This window comes from Enterobacter sp. R-25 (assembly GCF_049913205.1).
Lineage (GTDB): Bacteria > Pseudomonadota > Gammaproteobacteria > Enterobacterales > Enterobacteriaceae > Enterobacter > Enterobacter ludwigii.
In genome coordinates, this window is the sequence record NZ_CP183982.1 from 1162792 (window position 1) to 1181306 (window position 18515).

At 51.2% G+C, this 18515-nt stretch carries 18 protein-coding genes; 10 read left to right on the top strand and 8 right to left on the bottom strand.

The annotated features are described in order from the left end of the window. Window positions 1–40 precede the first annotated feature (40 nt). The 4 genes from ACN9MQ_RS05495 to ACN9MQ_RS05510 form a co-directional block, all read right to left on the bottom strand. Window positions 41–937 (bottom strand): PhzF family phenazine biosynthesis protein, encoded by an 897-nt coding sequence (locus tag ACN9MQ_RS05495; RefSeq protein WP_328704298.1) that lies wholly within the window; start codon window positions 935–937, stop codon window positions 41–43. Window positions 938–1074: 137 nt separating this feature from the next. Then, entirely contained in the window at window positions 1075–1611 is a 537-nt protein-coding gene (locus ACN9MQ_RS05500; RefSeq protein WP_426021338.1) for a GNAT family N-acetyltransferase, read from the bottom strand. 255 nt (window positions 1612–1866) lie between these two features. Then, the gene (locus ACN9MQ_RS05505) at window positions 1867–4884 is read right to left on the bottom strand and encodes an autotransporter outer membrane beta-barrel domain-containing protein (RefSeq protein WP_426021337.1); all 3018 of its coding nucleotides are present in this window, start codon (window positions 4882–4884) and stop codon (window positions 1867–1869) included. Window positions 4885–5000: 116 nt separating this feature from the next. After that, window positions 5001–5315, bottom strand: coding sequence for a lipoprotein (locus tag ACN9MQ_RS05510; protein ID WP_014169014.1), 315 nt, complete (start codon window positions 5313–5315; stop codon window positions 5001–5003). 175 nt (window positions 5316–5490) lie between these two features. On the opposite strand from ACN9MQ_RS05510, the gene ACN9MQ_RS05515 reads away from it, so the two are divergent. The 3 genes from ACN9MQ_RS05515 to ACN9MQ_RS05525 all read left to right on the top strand — a co-directional run bounded on the left by ACN9MQ_RS05515 (window position 5491) and on the right by ACN9MQ_RS05525 (window position 8301). Continuing rightward, a complete protein-coding gene (locus ACN9MQ_RS05515) occupies window positions 5491–6123 on the top strand; it encodes a response regulator transcription factor (protein ID WP_014169015.1) in 633 nt (210 codons plus the stop codon). Beyond that, entirely contained in the window at window positions 6120–7907 is a 1788-nt protein-coding gene (locus tag ACN9MQ_RS05520) for a hybrid sensor histidine kinase/response regulator (RefSeq protein ID WP_047744019.1), read from the top strand. The genes ACN9MQ_RS05515 and ACN9MQ_RS05520 overlap by 4 nt, the downstream gene beginning before the upstream one ends. Before the next feature lie 76 nt (window positions 7908–7983). Beyond that, window positions 7984–8301, top strand: a complete 318-nt coding sequence (locus tag ACN9MQ_RS05525; RefSeq protein WP_047955193.1) for a YebG family protein — start codon at window positions 7984–7986, stop codon at window positions 8299–8301. A gap of 153 nt (window positions 8302–8454) precedes the next feature. Here the strand turns inward: ACN9MQ_RS05525 and ACN9MQ_RS05530 are convergent, their stop codons facing one another. Continuing rightward, entirely contained in the window at window positions 8455–9291 is an 837-nt protein-coding gene (locus ACN9MQ_RS05530) for a MipA/OmpV family protein (RefSeq protein WP_426262683.1), read from the bottom strand. 205 nt (window positions 9292–9496) lie between these two features. Here ACN9MQ_RS05530 and ACN9MQ_RS05535 point away from each other — a divergent pair, with 205 nt between their 5' ends. After that, complete coding sequence (locus ACN9MQ_RS05535; protein WP_020885069.1) at window positions 9497–10174, top strand: response regulator; 678 nt, start codon at window positions 9497–9499, stop codon at window positions 10172–10174. After that, window positions 10174–11568, top strand: coding sequence for a sensor histidine kinase (locus ACN9MQ_RS05540; RefSeq protein ID WP_426021335.1), 1395 nt, complete (start codon window positions 10174–10176; stop codon window positions 11566–11568). The genes ACN9MQ_RS05535 and ACN9MQ_RS05540 overlap by 1 nt, the downstream gene beginning before the upstream one ends. A gap of 86 nt (window positions 11569–11654) precedes the next feature. Here ACN9MQ_RS05540 and ACN9MQ_RS05545 read toward each other — a convergent pair whose 3' ends face one another. Next, complete coding sequence (locus ACN9MQ_RS05545; protein ID WP_228176689.1) at window positions 11655–12353, bottom strand: alpha/beta fold hydrolase; 699 nt, start codon at window positions 12351–12353, stop codon at window positions 11655–11657. 183 nt (window positions 12354–12536) lie between these two features. After that, a complete protein-coding gene (locus ACN9MQ_RS05550) occupies window positions 12537–12920 on the bottom strand; it encodes a RidA family protein (protein ID WP_020885066.1) in 384 nt (127 codons plus the stop codon). Between the two features lie 576 nt (window positions 12921–13496). Here ACN9MQ_RS05550 and ACN9MQ_RS05555 point away from each other — a divergent pair. The 3 genes from ACN9MQ_RS05555 to ACN9MQ_RS05565 all read left to right on the top strand — a co-directional run bounded on the left by ACN9MQ_RS05555 (window position 13497) and on the right by ACN9MQ_RS05565 (window position 16401). Then, entirely contained in the window at window positions 13497–13991 is a 495-nt protein-coding gene (locus ACN9MQ_RS05555) for a molybdopterin-dependent oxidoreductase (protein WP_020885054.1), read from the top strand. A gap of 16 nt (window positions 13992–14007) precedes the next feature. Continuing rightward, window positions 14008–15951, top strand: coding sequence for a putative bifunctional diguanylate cyclase/phosphodiesterase (locus ACN9MQ_RS05560; RefSeq protein ID WP_059306371.1), 1944 nt, complete (start codon window positions 14008–14010; stop codon window positions 15949–15951). A gap of 63 nt (window positions 15952–16014) precedes the next feature. Beyond that, on the top strand, window positions 16015–16401 hold the full coding sequence (locus ACN9MQ_RS05565) for a hypothetical protein (protein ID WP_279256732.1): 387 nt from the start codon (window positions 16015–16017) through the stop codon (window positions 16399–16401). 108 nt (window positions 16402–16509) lie between these two features. Here ACN9MQ_RS05565 and ACN9MQ_RS05570 read toward each other — a convergent pair whose 3' ends face one another. After that, the gene (locus tag ACN9MQ_RS05570; RefSeq protein WP_410377497.1) at window positions 16510–16986 is read right to left on the bottom strand and encodes a GNAT family N-acetyltransferase; all 477 of its coding nucleotides are present in this window, start codon (window positions 16984–16986) and stop codon (window positions 16510–16512) included. A gap of 92 nt (window positions 16987–17078) precedes the next feature. On the opposite strand from ACN9MQ_RS05570, the gene ACN9MQ_RS05575 reads away from it, so the two are divergent. Further along, window positions 17079–18038 (top strand): LysR family transcriptional regulator, encoded by a 960-nt coding sequence (locus ACN9MQ_RS05575; protein WP_032677630.1) that lies wholly within the window; start codon window positions 17079–17081, stop codon window positions 18036–18038. 15 nt (window positions 18039–18053) lie between these two features. Further along, on the top strand, window positions 18054–18410 hold the full coding sequence (locus ACN9MQ_RS05580) for a DUF4440 domain-containing protein (RefSeq protein ID WP_272456383.1): 357 nt from the start codon (window positions 18054–18056) through the stop codon (window positions 18408–18410). Window positions 18411–18515: the final 105 nt, after the last annotated feature.

The window sequence follows — 18515 nt, forward strand, 5'->3', positions numbered from 1 at the left end:
GATAAAAATTGCGACATCCGCACCTCATTCACCGCGGCCGTCAGGGCAATGAAAATGAGCCTTCCATGACAATAACGCTTTTTCCTCCTACCCGAACTGACGGGCTTTCTGCAGTGCCGTCATAACCTGAAAATAATATGCTGGCGCGCCCCATATCAACGCCCTGGCTTACGCGAAGAGAGAGCTCTTTTTTATTGCGAAGCTGGGCCAGCAGGGCTGTTACTGCGCCAGTCGCGCTGCCTGTTGCCGGATCTTCGGTCATGCGTGGCGTAAACATCCGGGCCTGTAAATCACACGGGTCTTCAGGATCCGTTTCCAGCGTATAGGCGTAAATGGACACCGCACCGTCGAGGGGCAAAATAGCCCGGAAACCCTGCAAATTGGGTACGCAACAGCGAAGCGCATTTCGGGTCGCGAGTTCGACAATCAAAAAAGGCAGGCCAACAGAGGCGACGACAGGCATATGCATTTCAGTGCGTATATCACTGGCTTCAAGAGAGAGGCAGGCCGCCACGTTTTCCGGACTGACTTCTGAATGGCAGGATAAAGGTTGCGGAACAAGAAGCTCTGCACCCGTGACCTTTGCATTTTCTCTGATAATCCTGACAGGTACCCGCCCGGCGGCTTCTTCGAATATCAGCGTTTCAGGTAGCGATTCGCCATTCAGTTCAGCCTGATACGCCAGGACAAAAGCAGTCCCAATATTGGGATGACCAGCGAAAGGGATTTCACGCGTTGGGGTAAAAATCCGTACCCAAGCCGTATGTGATGGTTCTTCAGGAGGTAAAACAAACGTCGTTTCACTGTAGCCAAATTCTGACGCGAGCAGCTGCATTTGCTCAGTGGTCAATCCCTCGGCATCCAGAACGACAGCTACCGGGTTACCGCAAAACGGTTTATCAGTAAACACATCTGCAATCACATAACGTCTTCTCACCAGGACCTCAACTTCCATGCCTTAAAATGAATTTATACTCAACGAGTTTGTCGTTTTAATATACGCTCACGTGAAAACATAACCCACTGGCATTTACCTGTATGCGTATTTTTCACCTTAACGACGGACGGTGATGTTTACCTGATTTTGTTCATCCACTCCGTTAAGGTGAGTGAATACAAAAGGCTCGGCGGTGCGTCTTTAATATCATGTATATCTCTGACATATTTCAGTCCCGTTTTCTCAAGAACGTTCTGTGACGCCAGATGGTTAGCTCTGACAACGGCTGAGATCTCGGTGAGTTTCCTATCATCAAAACCATACCTTACCGCGCGTGTAGCAAATTCTGTCGCCAGGCCTTTTCCCCAGGCATCTGTCGATAATCGATACCCAAGATTGTTAATCACACAATCGCCATAGCTACGGATGCTCAGACCACCAAATCCGATGATTTTTTCAGGGGATTCGAGAAGCGATATGGCGAAGCTACCAAAGCTGTGAGTTTGCCAGTGGGCGAGCCAGCGATTGAGAACCGTTTTTGCATGATCAATATCCGGGTAGGGGCCTGCGGGGTTAAACGTGTTCGTCGCCGGATCACCATAAATTCTGAAAAGATCGGCTACGTCTGATGCCATTACCGGGCGAAGGCACAATCGAGTTGTTTCAATTCGCAAACAGACCTCCTGATATGTGTTGACGGGAATATGTCTTTCATTAATTGATGCTCTCTGATTTAAGCATATATGTGTTTTGACGTAATTCGACAGATCCGATTGTGTGCTGTCGTGGCGAAACGCACACGACGAATACCTTGGTGTGTTAACCAATGGGCACAGGTCAGCCTCACCAGATATCAGTTTGCGATGGACAGAAAACGGACAAAAAAAGACCCGCAGTACGCGGGTCTGTATAAATGCTGAAAAGGGTAATCAGAACGACCAGCGCAGGTTAGCGTTGACCGAATTGATGCGGGTGTCTTGACCGAGTTGCCCCTGATAACCGACATCCAGCGTCGCAGCGCGCGACAGCTGTACGCTGACGCCGATATCGCCCACCATCACGTCCTCATCAACGGCCTGGCCCTGGGTGATGAACGCGTCACTGCCGGCAAATGACATCCGCGATGAGGTGTTTTTATCCCCGTAGGCGTGCTGCCAGCCCAACGAACCATACAGGTTAACGTTTTTCGGCAGCTCGGTGACACCGCGCATCCCGAGCGTGGAGTAGAAGGTGTTCATCGTTTCATTACGCACGCTCAGTGCGGCGGCACCGCCATCTTCCCTGAAACTGTCGGTATGCAGTCGAATCCAGGACAGGTTGATAAACGGTTCAACATTCATCGCCGGCTGGCCAAAACGGTAGCCCGCCTCGGTAAACGCCAGCAGCGAGTTGGCGTCGTAATCTGACTTCAGGCGGTCCGAGAAACCACTGAAATCAACGTTGCGCTCGCCTTCAATCTTGTGCCAGGTGTAACCCAGCGCGCCGCGCAGTGAGAACGCATTCTGTTGCGCTGCGGCATACAGGCCAAGGTGATAGTTGTCGGTATCCGTGGATGAACGACGGCTATCGACGTCGTAATCACCACGGCTATAGCCGAAGTACCCCCCGACACGTACGTTATGGTCAGCCAACGTGCGATCCGCGCCCAGCAGGAAGCCGGTGGTGTTGCCGTCCAGCTTGCCTGCGTTACCGTTGCCGCTCGTTCTGCTCCAGGAACTGAAGGTCTGGCCCCATACGCCGTTATTTTGTTGCTCCGGCTGTTGTACCAGCGACATCGCTAACGGCGGTATCGGCAGACTGTCATTATCGAACGCGCGCTGCATGCGCTGGTTCAGTACGTTGAACAGCTGAGTGCTGCCGGCGATCAGGTTAGACTGTACCGACGGGTAAACTTCACCTGACAGCTGGTTGAACGCCTCGCGCGCTTGCGGTGCGCTGAGTACCAGCAGAGAGTTATACAGCGCCAGGGAAGGGCCGTTTTGTGTCAGCGTGGAAAGCGCGCCGGCGGTATTCCACTGGTTGCTGGTGTTGGCTACCGTCTGGAAAATACCCGGTTTACCGCTTCCTGGATTTTCTCCACCTGGATTCTCGCCGCCAGGGTTTTCACCACCCGGATTTTCACCCCCTGGGTTCTCACCGCCCGGATTCTCACCACCCGGGTTTTCACCCCCAGGATTCTCTCCGCCGGTCTCTTTCTGCGCGATGGTGAGATCGACAGCGTCGGTGCTCTGTTTCAGTGCCACGTCCAGGAAGGCGGATTTGGAGATGGCCCCGGCGAACTGGCCGTCAATTCCCCCCTCGGAGGTTAGAATGCGATAGCTTTGGCCCGTTTTGTAGCTGGTCTGCGGATCCAGTGCGGTAACCTGTACTTTAGCCTGATCGCTGATGGTCGTTTTGCCAGACACCAGTAACTGATCGCTGCGGCCGTCACCGGCGATATCAACGTCATAGAACGATTCACCCACAAAGTTCAGGTAGCGCTTCAGCGTCAGCGTGCCGATAGTGCCATCACCGGGCGAGATATGGCCGCCGGAGAGGATCTCTGTCTGGCCCAGCGTGCCGTCACCGCCCAGCGTGCCGCCGGCTTTGATCGATGCGGCGCTGCTGTAACCTTGTCCGTTACTGACCTCCGATCCCGCCGTCGCGTTGAGGATGAGCGTGCCGCCGTTCTCGGCGCTAAGCGTCTGCACATCAAAAATATCGTCTTCGGGTTGGGTGTTGATATTGCTGGCAATAATGACTTTTCCACCGCGCGCGGTCACGTTCGCCTTGAGCCCTGAAAGATCGCCGTTCAGCGTGGTCTGGCCGGAGGTATTGATCACTTCACCTTCGCCGCTCATCTTGTTGCTGAAAACGTAATTTCCGTCGGTATGGTTGAAGTAGACATAGCTGCCGAATAACCCACCCCGAAGGCTGATTGCCGTCTTCGCATCAAGAGTGCCCGCGCCGCCCGCCGCGCCGAGGGTCGGCTCCGTTAAACCGGTGCCGGAGTCCATATTGCCGCGGCTGCCGATTATCAGCGCGCCCCGGTTCGAGCCGGAACCCGTCATCCCCACTACCAGCTCATTACTGCCTGCGGAAAATGCACCGCCGTCCATGACCGACAGTACGCCATTGCCGTAATCGCCAACGCTAACGCTGCTGGCACTGGTAAAACGCGAGCCCTCGCCCGCGATAACCAGCTCGGCGGTTTTACGTGCGCCAGAGACGCCCGCCACCTGAATGTTGCCCACGCTAACCGCTCCGCCGTTGAGCACGTCCAGATCGCCATAAAGCGTGAGCGTACGGCCAACATTCCATTGCGAACCGGATCCCGTGACGGTGGCTTTTGGGCTCAGCTTGTCGGTTTCATCTGGGCCGGAACCATTGCCTATACGGGCATCGTAGGTGGTGTTGAGCGTCGCACCGTTTTCAATCGCCAGCGTGGAGCGGGCTCCCAGGTCAGTGCCAACGCTGAGAAAATTACTGACGACGCGTGAACCGGCGCCCGTAGCGATAAGGTGGCTGTCGTAGCCACGGGTGGTACCGACCACGATCTCCTTCGCGCTGGCCAGCGCACCGTCTTCGACTCGCAGGGTGCCCAGGCCAAGATTCAGGCCACCACGCAGAATGTACTGATCGTTAACCGCGTTCAGCTCAGCGTTTGGTCCGCGGACCGTGACCACGCTTTCATAAATTTGGCCGTTGAACAGTCGACCGATATTGATGTTATAGGCAGTGATTTTGCCATTATCGATCAGCAGGTTTCCGCGTTGGTTACGGCCGACGTAAACATCGCCGGTGTAACCTAAAGATTCGGTAACACGCGCGTCGCCGTCAAAAATGGCATCCGCTGCGCGAGCGAAATCGGCAGGGGAGAGCATCAACAGCGGTGCGGAAAATAGAGCGAGGTAAAGTCTGGAAAGCGGTGTCTTAACCGCTAAAGAATGCGATGTAGAGTTATTCACGGGCTATCTCCGTACTCATTAGCATGATGTCTGGAAAATCGTTTTTATATGAAACTCAAATGTGTCGGGAAATTTAAAAGGCGTTATTATTTGTACGCCTTTTGGTATTGAGGAAATTATTTATGCGTGACAACCGGCGTACAGGTCGGCGCGCTTAGCGTCGGCGCAGATCCTAAAATTCCAGGCATCATCATTGATGAACAATCGAAAATTCGCCCTTTTTCTGTCGTGGCGCGATAAGAAAGTTTTTGGCCGCCCAACGCATCCGGCTGGGCACCATTCACGTTGGTCACCGTTATTTCGTCCGACGAGCCCAGCCCCAGCATTTTAGCGGTTTCCGCCTGCAGCAGTGGAATAGCCTGATCGGTTTTCAGGGTGGAACAACCGGCTAGCATCAACGTAACGGTTAAAGCGATTAGTGGTCTTTTCATAAATTATCCTTTATATCCAACCAGTTAAAATCACTGATTGTATTTATGTTTTCTATTACCCAAATCAGCGGGTAATATATTTCTCTTTCCTAATTGAAAAAACCCTCCTAAAGTAGGGTGGGTCGATAATAATTCATCTGTACTCTCAGATACGCGAAGGTGAAAGGAGATTCCTTTGGGGCAGAATTATGCGTTGGTCGTTGATGATCATCCATTGGTAGCAAGCGGCATCGCCAATTTTCTGATTACACATTGCCGGTTCAAACAGGCGTATGTTGTGACGAATGAAGAAGATTGCTACCGTCATATTAGGGAAAATGGCCCGCCACGTTTACTGGTAATCGATTTTTGGCTATCTTCCGGTACGGCATTGAAATTACTCAAAGAAGTGAAACAACTTTACCCTCAGGTGCGCCTCCTGGTCGTCAGTGGGGATGAAAATAACGATATCTGGCAGAAAGTGCATACGGCCGGAGGACACGGTTTCGTATTGAAAAGCGAACCTCCTGAATTATTCTCACGGGCCGTTTTTGCCCTGGCGGATAATCTGACATGGTTTCCTTGTGCAAACGAATGTGCCGTTAAGACGAATAATGAGCAGTTAAGTAAATTTAACTTAACGCCGCGGCAAATTGATGTTTTGAATATGATTATGCGCGGCCTGCCAAATAAAAGAATTGCCGCCCAGCTTTCTATTTCTGAGCCCACGGTAAAAGAACACATCAGCAATATTCTGAAAAAGATAGGCGTTAACAGTCGGGTGGAAGCCATCACGCTACTGCATGGCAAACGGGAGCCGTCGGAATGAGGTTTTTCCAGGGTTCACAGAACGATGGCATCTCTCCCCCCGCGCAAATTCGCCTGCTGAATAATACGTTTCTGCGGCTGGTATTCAGCTTTAGCGCTGTGCCTTTTGTCGGCATTCCTTTCGCTATCTGGATCCATTTGCTGGGGGACGATCTGGGTCCCACCATTACCTGGATAATAATTTACTTGCTCTGTGCTGTGGCGATCCGAATAGTGCATCGGCGCTATCAGCAAGAGGTTAAAGAAAATGATGATGAGGCCGTCCTGCGCCGCTGGCTTCCGCGCATTAATAAGGTGGCCTTTTTTCACGGGCTGGGGATTTCATCACTCTATTTAATTACCCCGCAGACGCAGAATTTTGACTTTTTCCTGCTCCTTAATATCAGCATTGCCGCTATTGTCGCTGCCAATGCGACGCATCTGACGCCGGTCATCAGCACCTTCACACGGTTTTTCTTTGCCTCCTGGGGGGTTCTGACTCTCGGTATCATCCTGCGACTGGATGACCTGATGTTCATCGTGCTGATGCTGAATCTGCTGTACGGCTTCGCAATCTACCGCCATGCGTTAACGTCCCACGCGTTCTTTATCCAGCAAGCACTGCTGGAAGAGCAAAGCTCACGCCTGGCGGAGCAGTTCCGGCAGGCCAAAGAAGAAGCGGAACAGGCGTTGCTCGATAAAAATCAGTTCCTGACGACCGCCAGCCACGATCTGCGCCAGCCAGTGCATGCCATGGGCTTTTTGATCGAAGCCATTATCCACAGAAACCAGGACGACAGCCTGACGCCACAGCTGCTTGACCTGCAACAGAGCGTTCGTTCGGTGCACCTGATGTTCAATTCCCTGCTCGATCTCAGCAAAATTGAATCTGGCAATGTGATGACCGCCCCTACACGCGTGGACATCGGCACGCTTCTCGACTCGGTGATCACCCTGTTTCGCGAAGAGGCCAACAGTCGCGCCCTGCGGCTGCGAACCTGGCGGCCCAAACGTCGCCTCTTCGTGATGGGGGACCCGCTGCTGGTGCGTCAGTCCTTGATTAACCTGATACAAAATGCCCTTCGCTACACGCAGCAGGGCGGTGTGCTGGTTGCCATCCGCCCGCGCGGTGCCGAGTGTCTGGTGGAAGTATGGGACACCGGGGTGGGGATCGCCGACGACGAAAAAAGCAAAATCTTCTCGCCTTACTACCGCCCCGAGCTGGCATGGAAGATCGACAGCGCAGGGCACGGGCTGGGCCTGGCGGTGGTTGCCCGCTGTGCCAAGCTGATGAACGTGAAGTATGGAATGCACTCCATTGAAGGCAAAGGTTCGCGCTTCTGGATGCGCTTTACTCAATACACGGGTGACGTGAAAGCGGTGGATCCACTGCCCGCCGGTGACAACATCGCTACACCGGTACGCTATGCGCCACTGCATGGCTCCTGCCTGATCGTTGACGACGATCCGCTGGTGACGTCCGCCTGGGAGAGCCTGATGAGCCTCTGGGGGATTAACGTGCGCTGCGCGGCCTCGGCCGAAGACGCTTTTGCCATCATTGACGACGGTTTCACGCCATTTGCTGTACTGTGCGACCAGCGCCTGCGATCCGGCGAAAGCGGGTTCGACATCCTGAAAGCACTTTTCGAACGTCTGCCCGACATGAGCGGCGCGATGGTCAGCGGGGAGTTTAACTCGCCGGTTCTGCTGGAAGCGGAGCAGGAAGGCTACCTGGTGTTGCGTAAGCCGCTGGAGCCAGCCAAACTGCATGCGCTACTGACACAGTGGTCTGCAGGCTCGGGCTAAAACGAAAGTACAATTTGACTGCAACACAATTCTGGAAATGCTATACTGTATATAAATACAGTATGAGAGGTGCATAATGGCTGTTGAAACAAAATATGTTGTCGTACGAAAAGGTGAAGAGAAAATGACATTTGCCAGTAAAAAAGAGGCTGACGCTCACGACAAACTGCTCGACATGGCAGAAGCGTTCACCGACTGGCTGTTGCAAAGCGGCATGCAGATGGATGAAACGCAGGCTGAAAATCTTGGGCTGTATCTCGCCGAGCAGAAAGAGGCCGTGCAGCATATTCTGCGTACCAGCAAGCTTCCCGATTTCAATGCCGCCACTGCCATAGATAACCCCGAGCCAGATGCGGCTGGCAGTAAAAAAATCAGAGCCGTTAAAGCTGCCTGATCGCCAGAGTGCATCATCGATTCTGATGCCCCGAGTCAGGGGGTCATCAGGGCGTGTTGAGTGCCGCCCCGTTATCTGACAGGGGCGGGACGAATACATATTTATTGAGAGTTCAGCGCGAGAAGTCGTCGGGAAGCACTCATCCCATCACGATCAGAAGCTGTACGTCACTTTCAAACTTCCCGTGGGCGATGTTTTTCGTTGAACAATGGGGCTATTGCCTGCATCTCCCGTCAACTGCGTAACACCTGTTGCGACAGCTACGCTCCAGTCCGGGGTGAGCTTGTGGGTCCAGTCCACATTCAGCGAATAAGCATAAATACCGGATCCAGCATCATGTCGGGAAAACCCCGATGCTGCTGACTGTGCGGCATTCACCCCGTAGTAAGTCTGCATGTATTTGCTGGATCCCCAACTGGTGGTCAGGGCCAGCGTCAGGGAATTTTTCGGTGATGTATAAAGCGGGCTGATAATACCGAAGTGCAGGGCCTCACCGTTGTTTCTTTCAGAAACCGGCACTTCAGCCTGCAATTGCACACTCAGCCAGTCGGTCACCTTGTACCCCAGTCCGGGCACAATGATGGCCGAGCCTTTGACGTCACCCATACCCCGCAAGTCGTCACTGCCGGAGCTTATTGAATCGCTGTTCACGTCACGATCCTTGCGACCAGCGCGGTAGCTCAGCGCAGCGTTGTACTCCAGTTTACCGACGCTGTTACCGTAACCGATACCCCGCGTGGTGCTGATAAAGACGCCATTTGCCATGGAGTAATCAAGCACTAATGCTGTAGTGGCGCGGTTTTTATCCGAACCAGAATAGCGAGGCGTAATATCCACACCTACCCCCAGGGTCAACACGTTACCCTGGTTCTGTTCTGCCGCCAGTGTCGGGGTGGTCAGAAACGCCAGAACGACTCCCGGCACTATTTTTTTCAGGCTGCGAGGCGGGAGCAAAGGAGGAAACTGATGACGCAGTGCGATGTTTCTCATTAAAGAAGTCCTTGTGGATTCAAATGATGACGATACAAGCGGTTATTCACGCCAGTTTTCTCAGTTTGAATACGCACCCTAAGGTTCTTATGAGCCGAAAATGAAGAAACGCTGAAGCAAGTACCGCTGCAGTAAACCTGATAGATTTATCGAAACCGTTTTTTTCTTAAGACGTTCTTCATTCACTGTTGATACCGTTACCAATGTGAAAATTCTACTAATCGAAGACGACCTGGATCTGGGCAATGGCGTGCGGATCGCCCTTGCAGATCAAGGGTTTGATGTCATATGGGTTCGCCGCAAAGAGGATGCGCTGCATCAGCTTGATGCCTGCGTGCCAGAACTGATATTGCTCGACCTGGGACTGCCCGATGGCGATGGCATGGGCCTGATGACCTGCTTGCGGCAACAGTTCAAGGGGATCCCTGTCATCATCCTGACTGCGCGAGGCACGCTACAGGATCGCTTGTGTGGGCTGGATGCCGGTGCAGACGATTACCTTGTTAAACCTTTTATTCTTGCCGAGTTGTTGGCCAGGGTAAGAGCGCTTGCGCGACGCAGTTACGGTTTTCAGAATGAGGCAATAGAAATCAGAGGGTTATCTCTGCATGTGCCAACGCGTCGCGTGACGGTGAGTGCCCGTCACGTGGAGTTGACGGCAAGTGAATACGCGCTGCTTGAAACGTTAATGTTGCGCGCTGACCGTGTGCTTACACGACGATTTCTGGAAGAAAGAATCTTCGGCACCAAAGAAAATCTGAGTAATGCTCTCGACGTGCATATGGGGAATTTACGTCGAAAAATCGGGGACGGTTATGTGCGAACGGTGAGAGGGGTGGGGTATGTCATTGATACTGTACCGATCTACAAAGGCGGTGATTGATGCGAAATATCTGGCGCACCCTGAGACTCCCCACGCTCGTTCGGCGAATCATCATCGCCCAGATGCTGCTGCTTACCTTGCTGTGGTGTCTTTTTTTGACTTTTGTTTTGTGGGAGGACTTGCGTAGTCCCCCGATATTAACGGGCAGTAAGACCTACGAAACCCTTTTTACGCTGGTGGACAGTATGGACGATCGCCCGCAGGAACGCACCGATGTGCTGAACACGTTCAGTAAGGCGTTGCGGGAGGGATATGGCGGAGGTGAAGATCCCGAACTGTCAATCAGCCTCATTATTCGCAAACATAACGAGATAATTTATTCATCTGATGGCGCACCAACAGGGGTCGTAAACAGCCAATTGGGGGAATTACAGCGCATTGAGAGTGAGGGGCGCACCTGGACCAGCCGTACGCTAAAATCCGGGAACTCCGATGTGGAGGTGACACTTGTGACGCCTGCCGGAGGATGGAACTTCTTTATCTACCTGAACTCGCGTGGCTATTACATATTGCCGCTACTGGTATGCATTCCTTTTCTTTTATTTCCCGCGTGGCTGTCAATTCGTATTGCAATGCGACCCTGGAGCAAGGTCGTAAATGAAATATCCTTGCGAACGCCAGACGATCTCTCTCCATTAAAAGCCATGCCAAAACACAGGGAGCTTCGTCAAATGGTGGACGCGATAAACGTGTTTCTTGCCAGGGTGCGCGAAAGCGCGGAAAGGGAACGGATTTTCATTGCTGATGCCGCTCACGAGCTGCGTACTCCTCTGGCTGCAATGCGAATCAACGTGGAGGCGCTGCAGTCGTATGTAAGCAATGAAACTCAACAGGAATTACTGGCGGGGATTGTTCGCAGCAACAGCCGGGCTGCCCGACTCGTCAATCAATTATTGCTGATGATGCACAGTGAAGCACGTATTGATGTCGTTATGCAGCCAGTGCCGCTGACGACGCTCATTCAGGAGCGAATGGCAGCACTGGAACCGCTGGCTACGGAGCGCAGGATAGAGCTTGAATTCGTCTCTGATGATGAAATCTGGATCACAGGCATCAGGGAGCGCCTGATGTCGCTGATTGACAATTTGATTGAGAACGCAGTCAAGTACAGCCCTGAGGGTGGACGGGTTGAAGTAGAGATACGATCGCGGGATAACGCCACGCAGCTTCGTGTCTCAGATGCCGGGCCCGGTATTCGGCCTGAATTGAGGGAACGTGTGTTCGACCGATTTTTTCGCGACCCCAACCAGATGCAAAGCGGGAGTGGACTGGGGCTAGCCATCGTCAACGCGGTTGCGCAGCAACACAACAGCAGCGTAGGCCTGTGTACGTCTGCAGAAGGCGGGCTGCTGGTCACTGTCGATTTCCCAACTCAGATAGCCGAAAATGCGTAGCAGAGGCCAGAAGCAGACATATAAGTAAAACAACCTGGCGTTTGATTCGCAGAGAATAGGGGGACTCTGTTTGCACCAACGTTATTTTAAAGGCCTGTTTTATCGAGCCATCTGGACACTCGCTGGGCCAGTTCATCCGGTTTTTCCAGAGGAATAAGATGTCCACAACCGTCGACATAATCTACACAGGTTCCGGTTAGCCTGGCGAGTTCTTCTGCCTCTTCTGTTGAACGCAGCCGATCATGTTTCGCTGCAATAACGTAGGTCGGGCATGAAATGGGTTTTAATGTTATTCGCTCGCGGTTTAGCCCTGACTGGACTCTGAATACATCGGCTCCCAACCTTTTTCCCATATTACGGATTTTCTCAATGATGGCCGTATTACTGGCGAGATCAGCATGAAGTGATTTTCTAATGGCCGTTGTGCTCAGCCCACTAAATTCTCTGGAGGAATTGATATTCGCTGCAGCAACACGGGTATTTATCTGTTCTGCCGAATCCTCTCTGAGAGACGTGGCAATGAGGATCATCGCCGCTGTCCGTTCCGGAAAAGCCTCATAAATAGCTCTGGCAACATAACCACCTAGCGAAAAGCCGGCCAGCACAAAACGCTCCGGTAGTTTCTGGACTATGTTAGCGGCTATGTCCTGGATTGTGGTTGCCTGGCCCAGGCTCGCAGGTATAAAGAGCCTGCGCTCGGGAAATGCGGTGATAAAATCGTCCCACAGTGTTTCATCAAGCATAAATCCCGGGATAAGTACCACAGGAAGGTTCTCTGCATTCATCGGCAAGTCCCATTTTCTGGCCGCAGTGCCATTGCCAGGGTTTCTGAATCTTTAAACATAGCCTATAGCAGTTGATGAAGACATTGTCGTCTCGTCGAGGTCTGCCGTTTGTTCGTAGCAGACCTTGCGGCGCTTAAGTCGATCCGGTTCGTACCCGGGGTGATTTGGGGACACACGGTGGCACTACTTTTTAGCCACAATCCGCATTTCCACCAGCGCATTTTCTGGAATGAACGCTGATACGCCTATGGCAGTCCACGCCGGGTAGGGTGCCTTAACATATTCATCTTTCACCTTAGAAAAAACGTCTATATGTTTTTTAAGATCAATATGAAAAGTGGTCATCTCAAGAATATTTTCATACCCTAAGCCTGCGGCTTTCAAATAAACACCAAGCTTATAAAACGCATCATGGAATTGTTCTTCCGGATGCTGACTTATCGGTTTGTCCTTCCGTGCCGCGGTAACACCAGAGAGATACACCGTGCCATCTGCTTCGATGACGGGCGAGAAGTGCCAGTCATCGAAATAATGTTGGAATTCTTCAGGGACTATCGATTTTTTCATGATTTTTTCTCAGGTTGATGCAGGAGTACGTGCTACGGGTAAACGGCACGCAGGGGAGGAACATGAGCAAGGATGTCCACGCCTCAGTTAGTTGATTGTCTGTTACGTTACTTGATAGACGCGCCGCCATCCGGCAAGCTATCGACAATATTCTTGTGTCGGATTGATCGCTCGATAGCACGACATTGCCCTTTTAACCTGCTTATAAGGGCGCAATGTGCACCTCTCCTGAGGGTATTCCGTACCAATAATTGACCACTCCGCACAAATTCTGACCGTTTAAGACGCAACGGGGGATTAGAAACGACAATTTTTTCAAATTCCGCCTTCGTCCAATTTTAATAACCTGCTCTGTCTCATATTATCATGGTGTAAAAGGGAGACAGGGACACGTCTGAAGGCTAATCTTTGTTAATGACGATACGGCAAGCAACAACGTCGGGATGGCTGTCATGGACCGTTAAACGAGAGTATAACGGGACCGTTTCGTCCTGGAGTCTTATCTGGTTGGCTGGTAACAATTTGTGTCAGAATAGACGACAAGACATACCTATTTCCTTAATGGAGTCATCGCGCATGAGAATGGCAATCACCCTACTTTTCTTGATTATTTCGACCTGTTCCTGGGGGAAGGAACTCCCTAAGCTTGAAGGGAAACCCGTGTTAACCATCTCCGGGAAAATCGAGAACAGTAATCAAAATGGCGCTGCAGTCTTTGATATCGCTGGCCTGGAAAAAATCGGCCTCGTTACCATGCGTACCCGTAACCCATGGTATAATGACCAGACAAGCTTTGAGGGTATTCCCATGAAAAAACTCATGGAACTGGTCGGCGCCAAAGGCACTGTTCTGAGTGTAACCGCGCTCAATGATTATACGACTGAAATTCCCATTGAAGACTTCACAAAATATAACGTGATCCTTGCAATAAAAATGAACGGCCAATATATGCGCGTTCGCGACAAGGGCCCTCTGTTTATTGTCTATCCTTATGAAAGTAACAAAGAGTTGGATAACCAGGTCTATTACTCGAGATCAGCATGGCAGATTAGCAAAATGGTCGTAGAGTAATAATCTGGAGAAATGCATGAACAGGATCCTGGTAGGCATTATATTTTTCCTATTCATTACAACCGGGTATATTTCATTTCTTTTGCATGAGCGGCAGGAGGATCTGCAAAAACTCAACCATTATAAAGACTCCTGGTCTGTCTCTCAGATGGTTTCAGAATACTACAGGCTGGAGTCGTGGATCAGCCGTTATTCTGACAATAATCCTGATATCACCATGGACGATCTCCGCATGCGGCTGGAGATCATGCTTAGCCAGCGCGAGTTACTGAAAGAAGGCGATTTAGGGAAATATGTAAAGTCGAATAAAAGCCATAATGCACTGGCAAAAAACCTGCATGAAACGCTTGATTACCTTGATCATCATCTGGAAGGGATGACTCGCGCTCAACTTGCTGATTATCTTGAGAAAATGTATGCGCTTGATTCCTCCCTTAGCCAGTTTTCATCCAGTGCACTCTCCAATGATGTTAACTCCATTAACGAGACAAACCAGAATATACAAAAGCTGTATCGTATCTATTCAGGCCTTTCGGTTCTGCTGATTATTTTAAGTGCGATATTAGGTGTTTTAAACGTCTGCCAGAACAGGAAGATACTTAAAACTCACCGACAGGTTACCAGCCTGGCAAATGAACTTCAGAAATCGAAGGAAATACTCCAGCAACAGAATAAAAAACTGGCGTATGACGTTTACCATGACTCGTTGACGGGGCTTAAAAACAGGCTTTATTTCTGGGATGATCTTATTAATAACATCTCGATAGCGAGCCGCATACACAGGCCAGTCACGGTCATGTTGTTTGATCTCGATCGCTTTAAAGAAGTCAATGACAGCTTTGGTCACGATGCCGGCGATCTGTTATTGCGTGAGGTTGCGCACCGTTTATCTTCCATGAGCAACGAAACAAATACATTCTATCGCCTCGGGGGCGACGAGTTTGCATTATTGTCGCATGAGCTGACGGAAGAAAGTGCCGTTAATCTGGCAATGGAAATCTGTGAGTGCATTAAAAAGCCTTACATAATAGGTAACTCTAACGTCACCATTGGTACCTGCGTCGGTATTGTTGTTTCAGAATTAGAACGACGTTCAGATTATCTTTATAAGTTTGCCGATCTTGCTCTGTATGAAGCTAAACGTGCAGGCTTAAACATGATCAAAGTGTTTCGCCGCATCATGCTACAAAAGCTCGAGGAAAGCAGAACCCTGGAGCGTGATTTATCAGTGGCAGTCGCAAATAAAGAGTTGGTCGTTTACTATCAGCCGATTGTTGATTCGTACACCACTGAAATATATGGCTATGAAGCCCTTCTGCGCTGGAATCATCCCGTTAAGGGCATCATTGCGCCGGATGATTTTATTTCGGTAGCAGAGAAAACGGGATTCATTCATGAGATAGGCAAAGCCGCGCTTGAAATCGCCTGCAAGGAAGCGACGACATGGAAGGTGCCGGCAAGGATCTCTGTCAACGTGTCTCCGGTGCAGTTAAGCAGTATGAATTTTGTCGATACAGTACGCGCAGTGCTGGCCGAAACGGGGTTGCCCGCTACCCGGCTTGAGCTGGAAGTGACGGAATCTTCGCTGTTTACTGACAGTGAAACCCCCATCGAAATCCTTATGGCGCTCAGAGTGCTGGGCATAAAAATCTCTATTGATGATTTCGGTACGGGCTATTCCTCCCTTTCAAGATTGATTCAGTTAGGCTTTGATAAAATAAAAATCGATAAATCGTTTGTGCGAACAATATCCACGGATGAAGAAACTCAGACCATCGCAAAATTAATGGTCGGCATGGCGAAATGCCTTGATATGATAATTATTGCTGAAGGCGTTGAAACCAATGATCAACTGTTGTGCCTTCAACGTTTAGGGTGTGATTTGGCACAAGGATATCTCTTTGGAAAGCCCGCGCCCTTTATCAGTCAATCAATCAAAGCGGGTGAAACACTTGTTTAATCCTGCGGTGACGCGCCCTGGTCAATACGTGTGCCTGGCGCCTGAAAGAGAAGAGAGGGCGATATGCAGTCGCAACGGCTGATGGGGGAGGGGTATGAACCGTACGTTGAGCAACAGGGTGACAGACTGACCTACTCTTTGCCGGTCGATTCCGGATTTGTCAGTTTTAACTTCACGTTTGATCTTCGCCAGACCGATCTGGATGTCCTGCTGTCGAGTGATTACAGGCGAGCCGTCCTCGAGATCACGGCCCACACCTTGCTCCAGCATTCGACACTGAAGGGGAATGACCGTTTCACTCAGAAAGACTTCGACAATCTGGTCGCAGTCACACTCAACGCATCGCTGGCGCTTTTGCACATATTCATTTCGCGCGTGAGCCGTGAGCACAATATTGCCATTGACCATTATGTCGAAGAAATACTCCACCGACGAACTCGCCGCGACTGAACAGGCCCGAAGCCTGATCAATGTGTTCCTGATACTCCCCTCAACGCGAACATGACTGCCCCTCAACAGAAGCAGCCTGCATCTGCAATTTGCCGCAACACGGTCGCGTTATTCGGCAAAGTTCAACAGCACGTTCCCCTCCAGGCGATACCGTACCCATTCGTTTTGAGGTAATGCGCCAATGCTGAGGTAAAAATCAATCGCGGGCTGGTTCCAGTCCAGTACGCTCCATTCAAGGCGTCCGCAGCGCCGTTCCACGGCGTACTGCGCAATTTTCTTCAGCATCGCTTTTCCCGCGCCCTTGCCGCGATAAGCGGGGGAAATATACAAATCTTCCATATAAATACCGTTACGTCCAAGCCATGTGGAGTAGCTGGTGAAGAACACGGCGTATCCGGCGATTTTCCCTTCAATCTCGCAGATTAACGCTTCGGTATGGCTGCCGTCGCCAAAGAGTGTTTCGCGAATCTCATCCGGTGTGGTGACCACTTCTTGCGGGGCTTTTTCGTAAACCGCCAGCTCATAAATCATATCGTAAATAGCGGAGGCATCTTCCGGGCGGGCCTGGCGAAGGCTGATACTCATATGTTTTCCTGTCTTTTTTGCAAGGCATCGTTATTGATGGCATTAAGCATAGGGGGTATTGTCAGAAGAATTAAGTGCAATGAAATCACCTAATGATGAATATTATGCATCCAGCGCTGCGACGTCTTGATTTAAATCTGCTGCTCATTTTTGACGCCATTTATCGGCACTGTTCCGTTCGCCTCGCTGCGGATGAACTGGCGATGAGCACCTCTGCGTTGAGCCACGCACTGTCCCGACTGCGTATTGCGCTCAATGACCCGCTATTTTACCGGGAAGGACACCGGATGTGCCCAAGCGTGTATGCCACCCAGCTCGCGCCCTCTATTGCATCAGCACTGAAATTTCTCAATCAGGAGCTGACTGTACAACCGGCGTTCGTGGCTTGCGAAAGCACGGAGCGGATCCAGATTGCGATTACGGACTTTACCGCGTTGTGCATTTTCCCGACGTTGATGCAGAGGCTGCAGCAGGAAGCGCCTGGCTTGCGCTTTGATTTACGCTATTTGCCACACAGCCCGGCGCTGAACGAACTGTTGGCAGGAGAAGTGGATCTGGCGCTGGGATTCAGTACACCCGACGATATCCGTCACAATGAACTGGACGAGATAAACTGGTTTGAGGATGAGTATGTTGTCATCAGCAATACCCGCCGAACACAGCTGACGCTGGAAGATTATCTTGCCGCACGGCATCTGGTGATAACCCCCTGGAACGAAAAGCAGGGTGTACTGGATTTACGGCTTGAGCAGTTGGGGTATACGCGGCAGATAGCGCTTAAGACGCCATCCATGCTGAGTGCCCCGTTTATCGTTGCGGAAAGTGACCTGCTAATGGCCATCCCCCGTTTTGCTGCTGAGAAGCTGAAACATGCTGCCAGTATTCAGATTTTTTCATTGCCGTTCACCATAAGCCCGTTTGAAGTAAAGATTTACTCGCATAAACGCAGTGGCCAGAGAGGGGCAACCAAATGGCTGAAGACGACACTTCACATGCTGGCGGACGAGTTGCCGCAAAACATTTATGGCCATGCAACTGACAGTCGAATTTGAATGAGGGTAAATGCCATGCTTCTGGAACAGTTGAAAACGCTGGAACGCACGCTTCATGGCAGCAGGCGCAACGATCGTGAATGGCTTGAACAGATACTTCACGACCAGTTCAGGGAAATGACACGATCAGGTGTGTTGATCGATCGTTCGCAGACAATAGAGGCACTTTCTGCCGAAACAGTTATCCCGACCATTCTCAGCAGCGACTTTCAGCTCATTCAAATAAGAGAGGATGTCGCGATATTGCACTACAGGACATTCAATGCGGACGGCGCTCGCCAGACTTTGCGTTCTTCGTGTTGGGAGCGAGCCGGGAGCGGGCAATGGAAACTGGTATTCCATCAGGGGACACCTGAGGCGGGGAGCGGATAAGGTCCCAGGAGCGCACCGCAGAAAACGATTTCTGGATCTCAAGTGGGGAGAGTTAAGCCAGCCGACGGGCTGGCCTGAAATAGCGGCATTACTCCGCACTCATTT

Coding starts and splice junctions, on each gene's coding strand:
- ACN9MQ_RS05510 (WP_014169014.1), bottom strand. CDS start 5,315: ATGAAAAGACCACTAATCGCTTTAACCGTTACGTTGATGCTAGCCGGT.
- ACN9MQ_RS05520 (WP_047744019.1), top strand. CDS start 6,120: ATGAGGTTTTTCCAGGGTTCACAGAACGATGGCATCTCTCCCCCCGCG.
- ACN9MQ_RS05525 (WP_047955193.1), top strand. CDS start 7,984: ATGGCTGTTGAAACAAAATATGTTGTCGTACGAAAAGGTGAAGAGAAA.
- ACN9MQ_RS05530 (WP_426262683.1), bottom strand. CDS start 9,291: ATGAGAAACATCGCACTGCGTCATCAGTTTCCTCCTTTGCTCCCGCCT.
- ACN9MQ_RS05540 (WP_426021335.1), top strand. CDS start 10,174: ATGCGAAATATCTGGCGCACCCTGAGACTCCCCACGCTCGTTCGGCGA.
- ACN9MQ_RS05545 (WP_228176689.1), bottom strand. CDS start 12,353: ATGAATGCAGAGAACCTTCCTGTGGTACTTATCCCGGGATTTATGCTT.
- ACN9MQ_RS05550 (WP_020885066.1), bottom strand. CDS start 12,920: ATGAAAAAATCGATAGTCCCTGAAGAATTCCAACATTATTTCGATGAC.
- ACN9MQ_RS05555 (WP_020885054.1), top strand. CDS start 13,497: ATGAGAATGGCAATCACCCTACTTTTCTTGATTATTTCGACCTGTTCC.
- ACN9MQ_RS05560 (WP_059306371.1), top strand. CDS start 14,008: ATGAACAGGATCCTGGTAGGCATTATATTTTTCCTATTCATTACAACC.
- ACN9MQ_RS05565 (WP_279256732.1), top strand. CDS start 16,015: ATGCAGTCGCAACGGCTGATGGGGGAGGGGTATGAACCGTACGTTGAG.
- ACN9MQ_RS05570 (WP_410377497.1), bottom strand. CDS start 16,986: ATGAGTATCAGCCTTCGCCAGGCCCGCCCGGAAGATGCCTCCGCTATT.
- ACN9MQ_RS05575 (WP_032677630.1), top strand. CDS start 17,079: ATGATGAATATTATGCATCCAGCGCTGCGACGTCTTGATTTAAATCTG.
- ACN9MQ_RS05580 (WP_272456383.1), top strand. CDS start 18,054: ATGCTTCTGGAACAGTTGAAAACGCTGGAACGCACGCTTCATGGCAGC.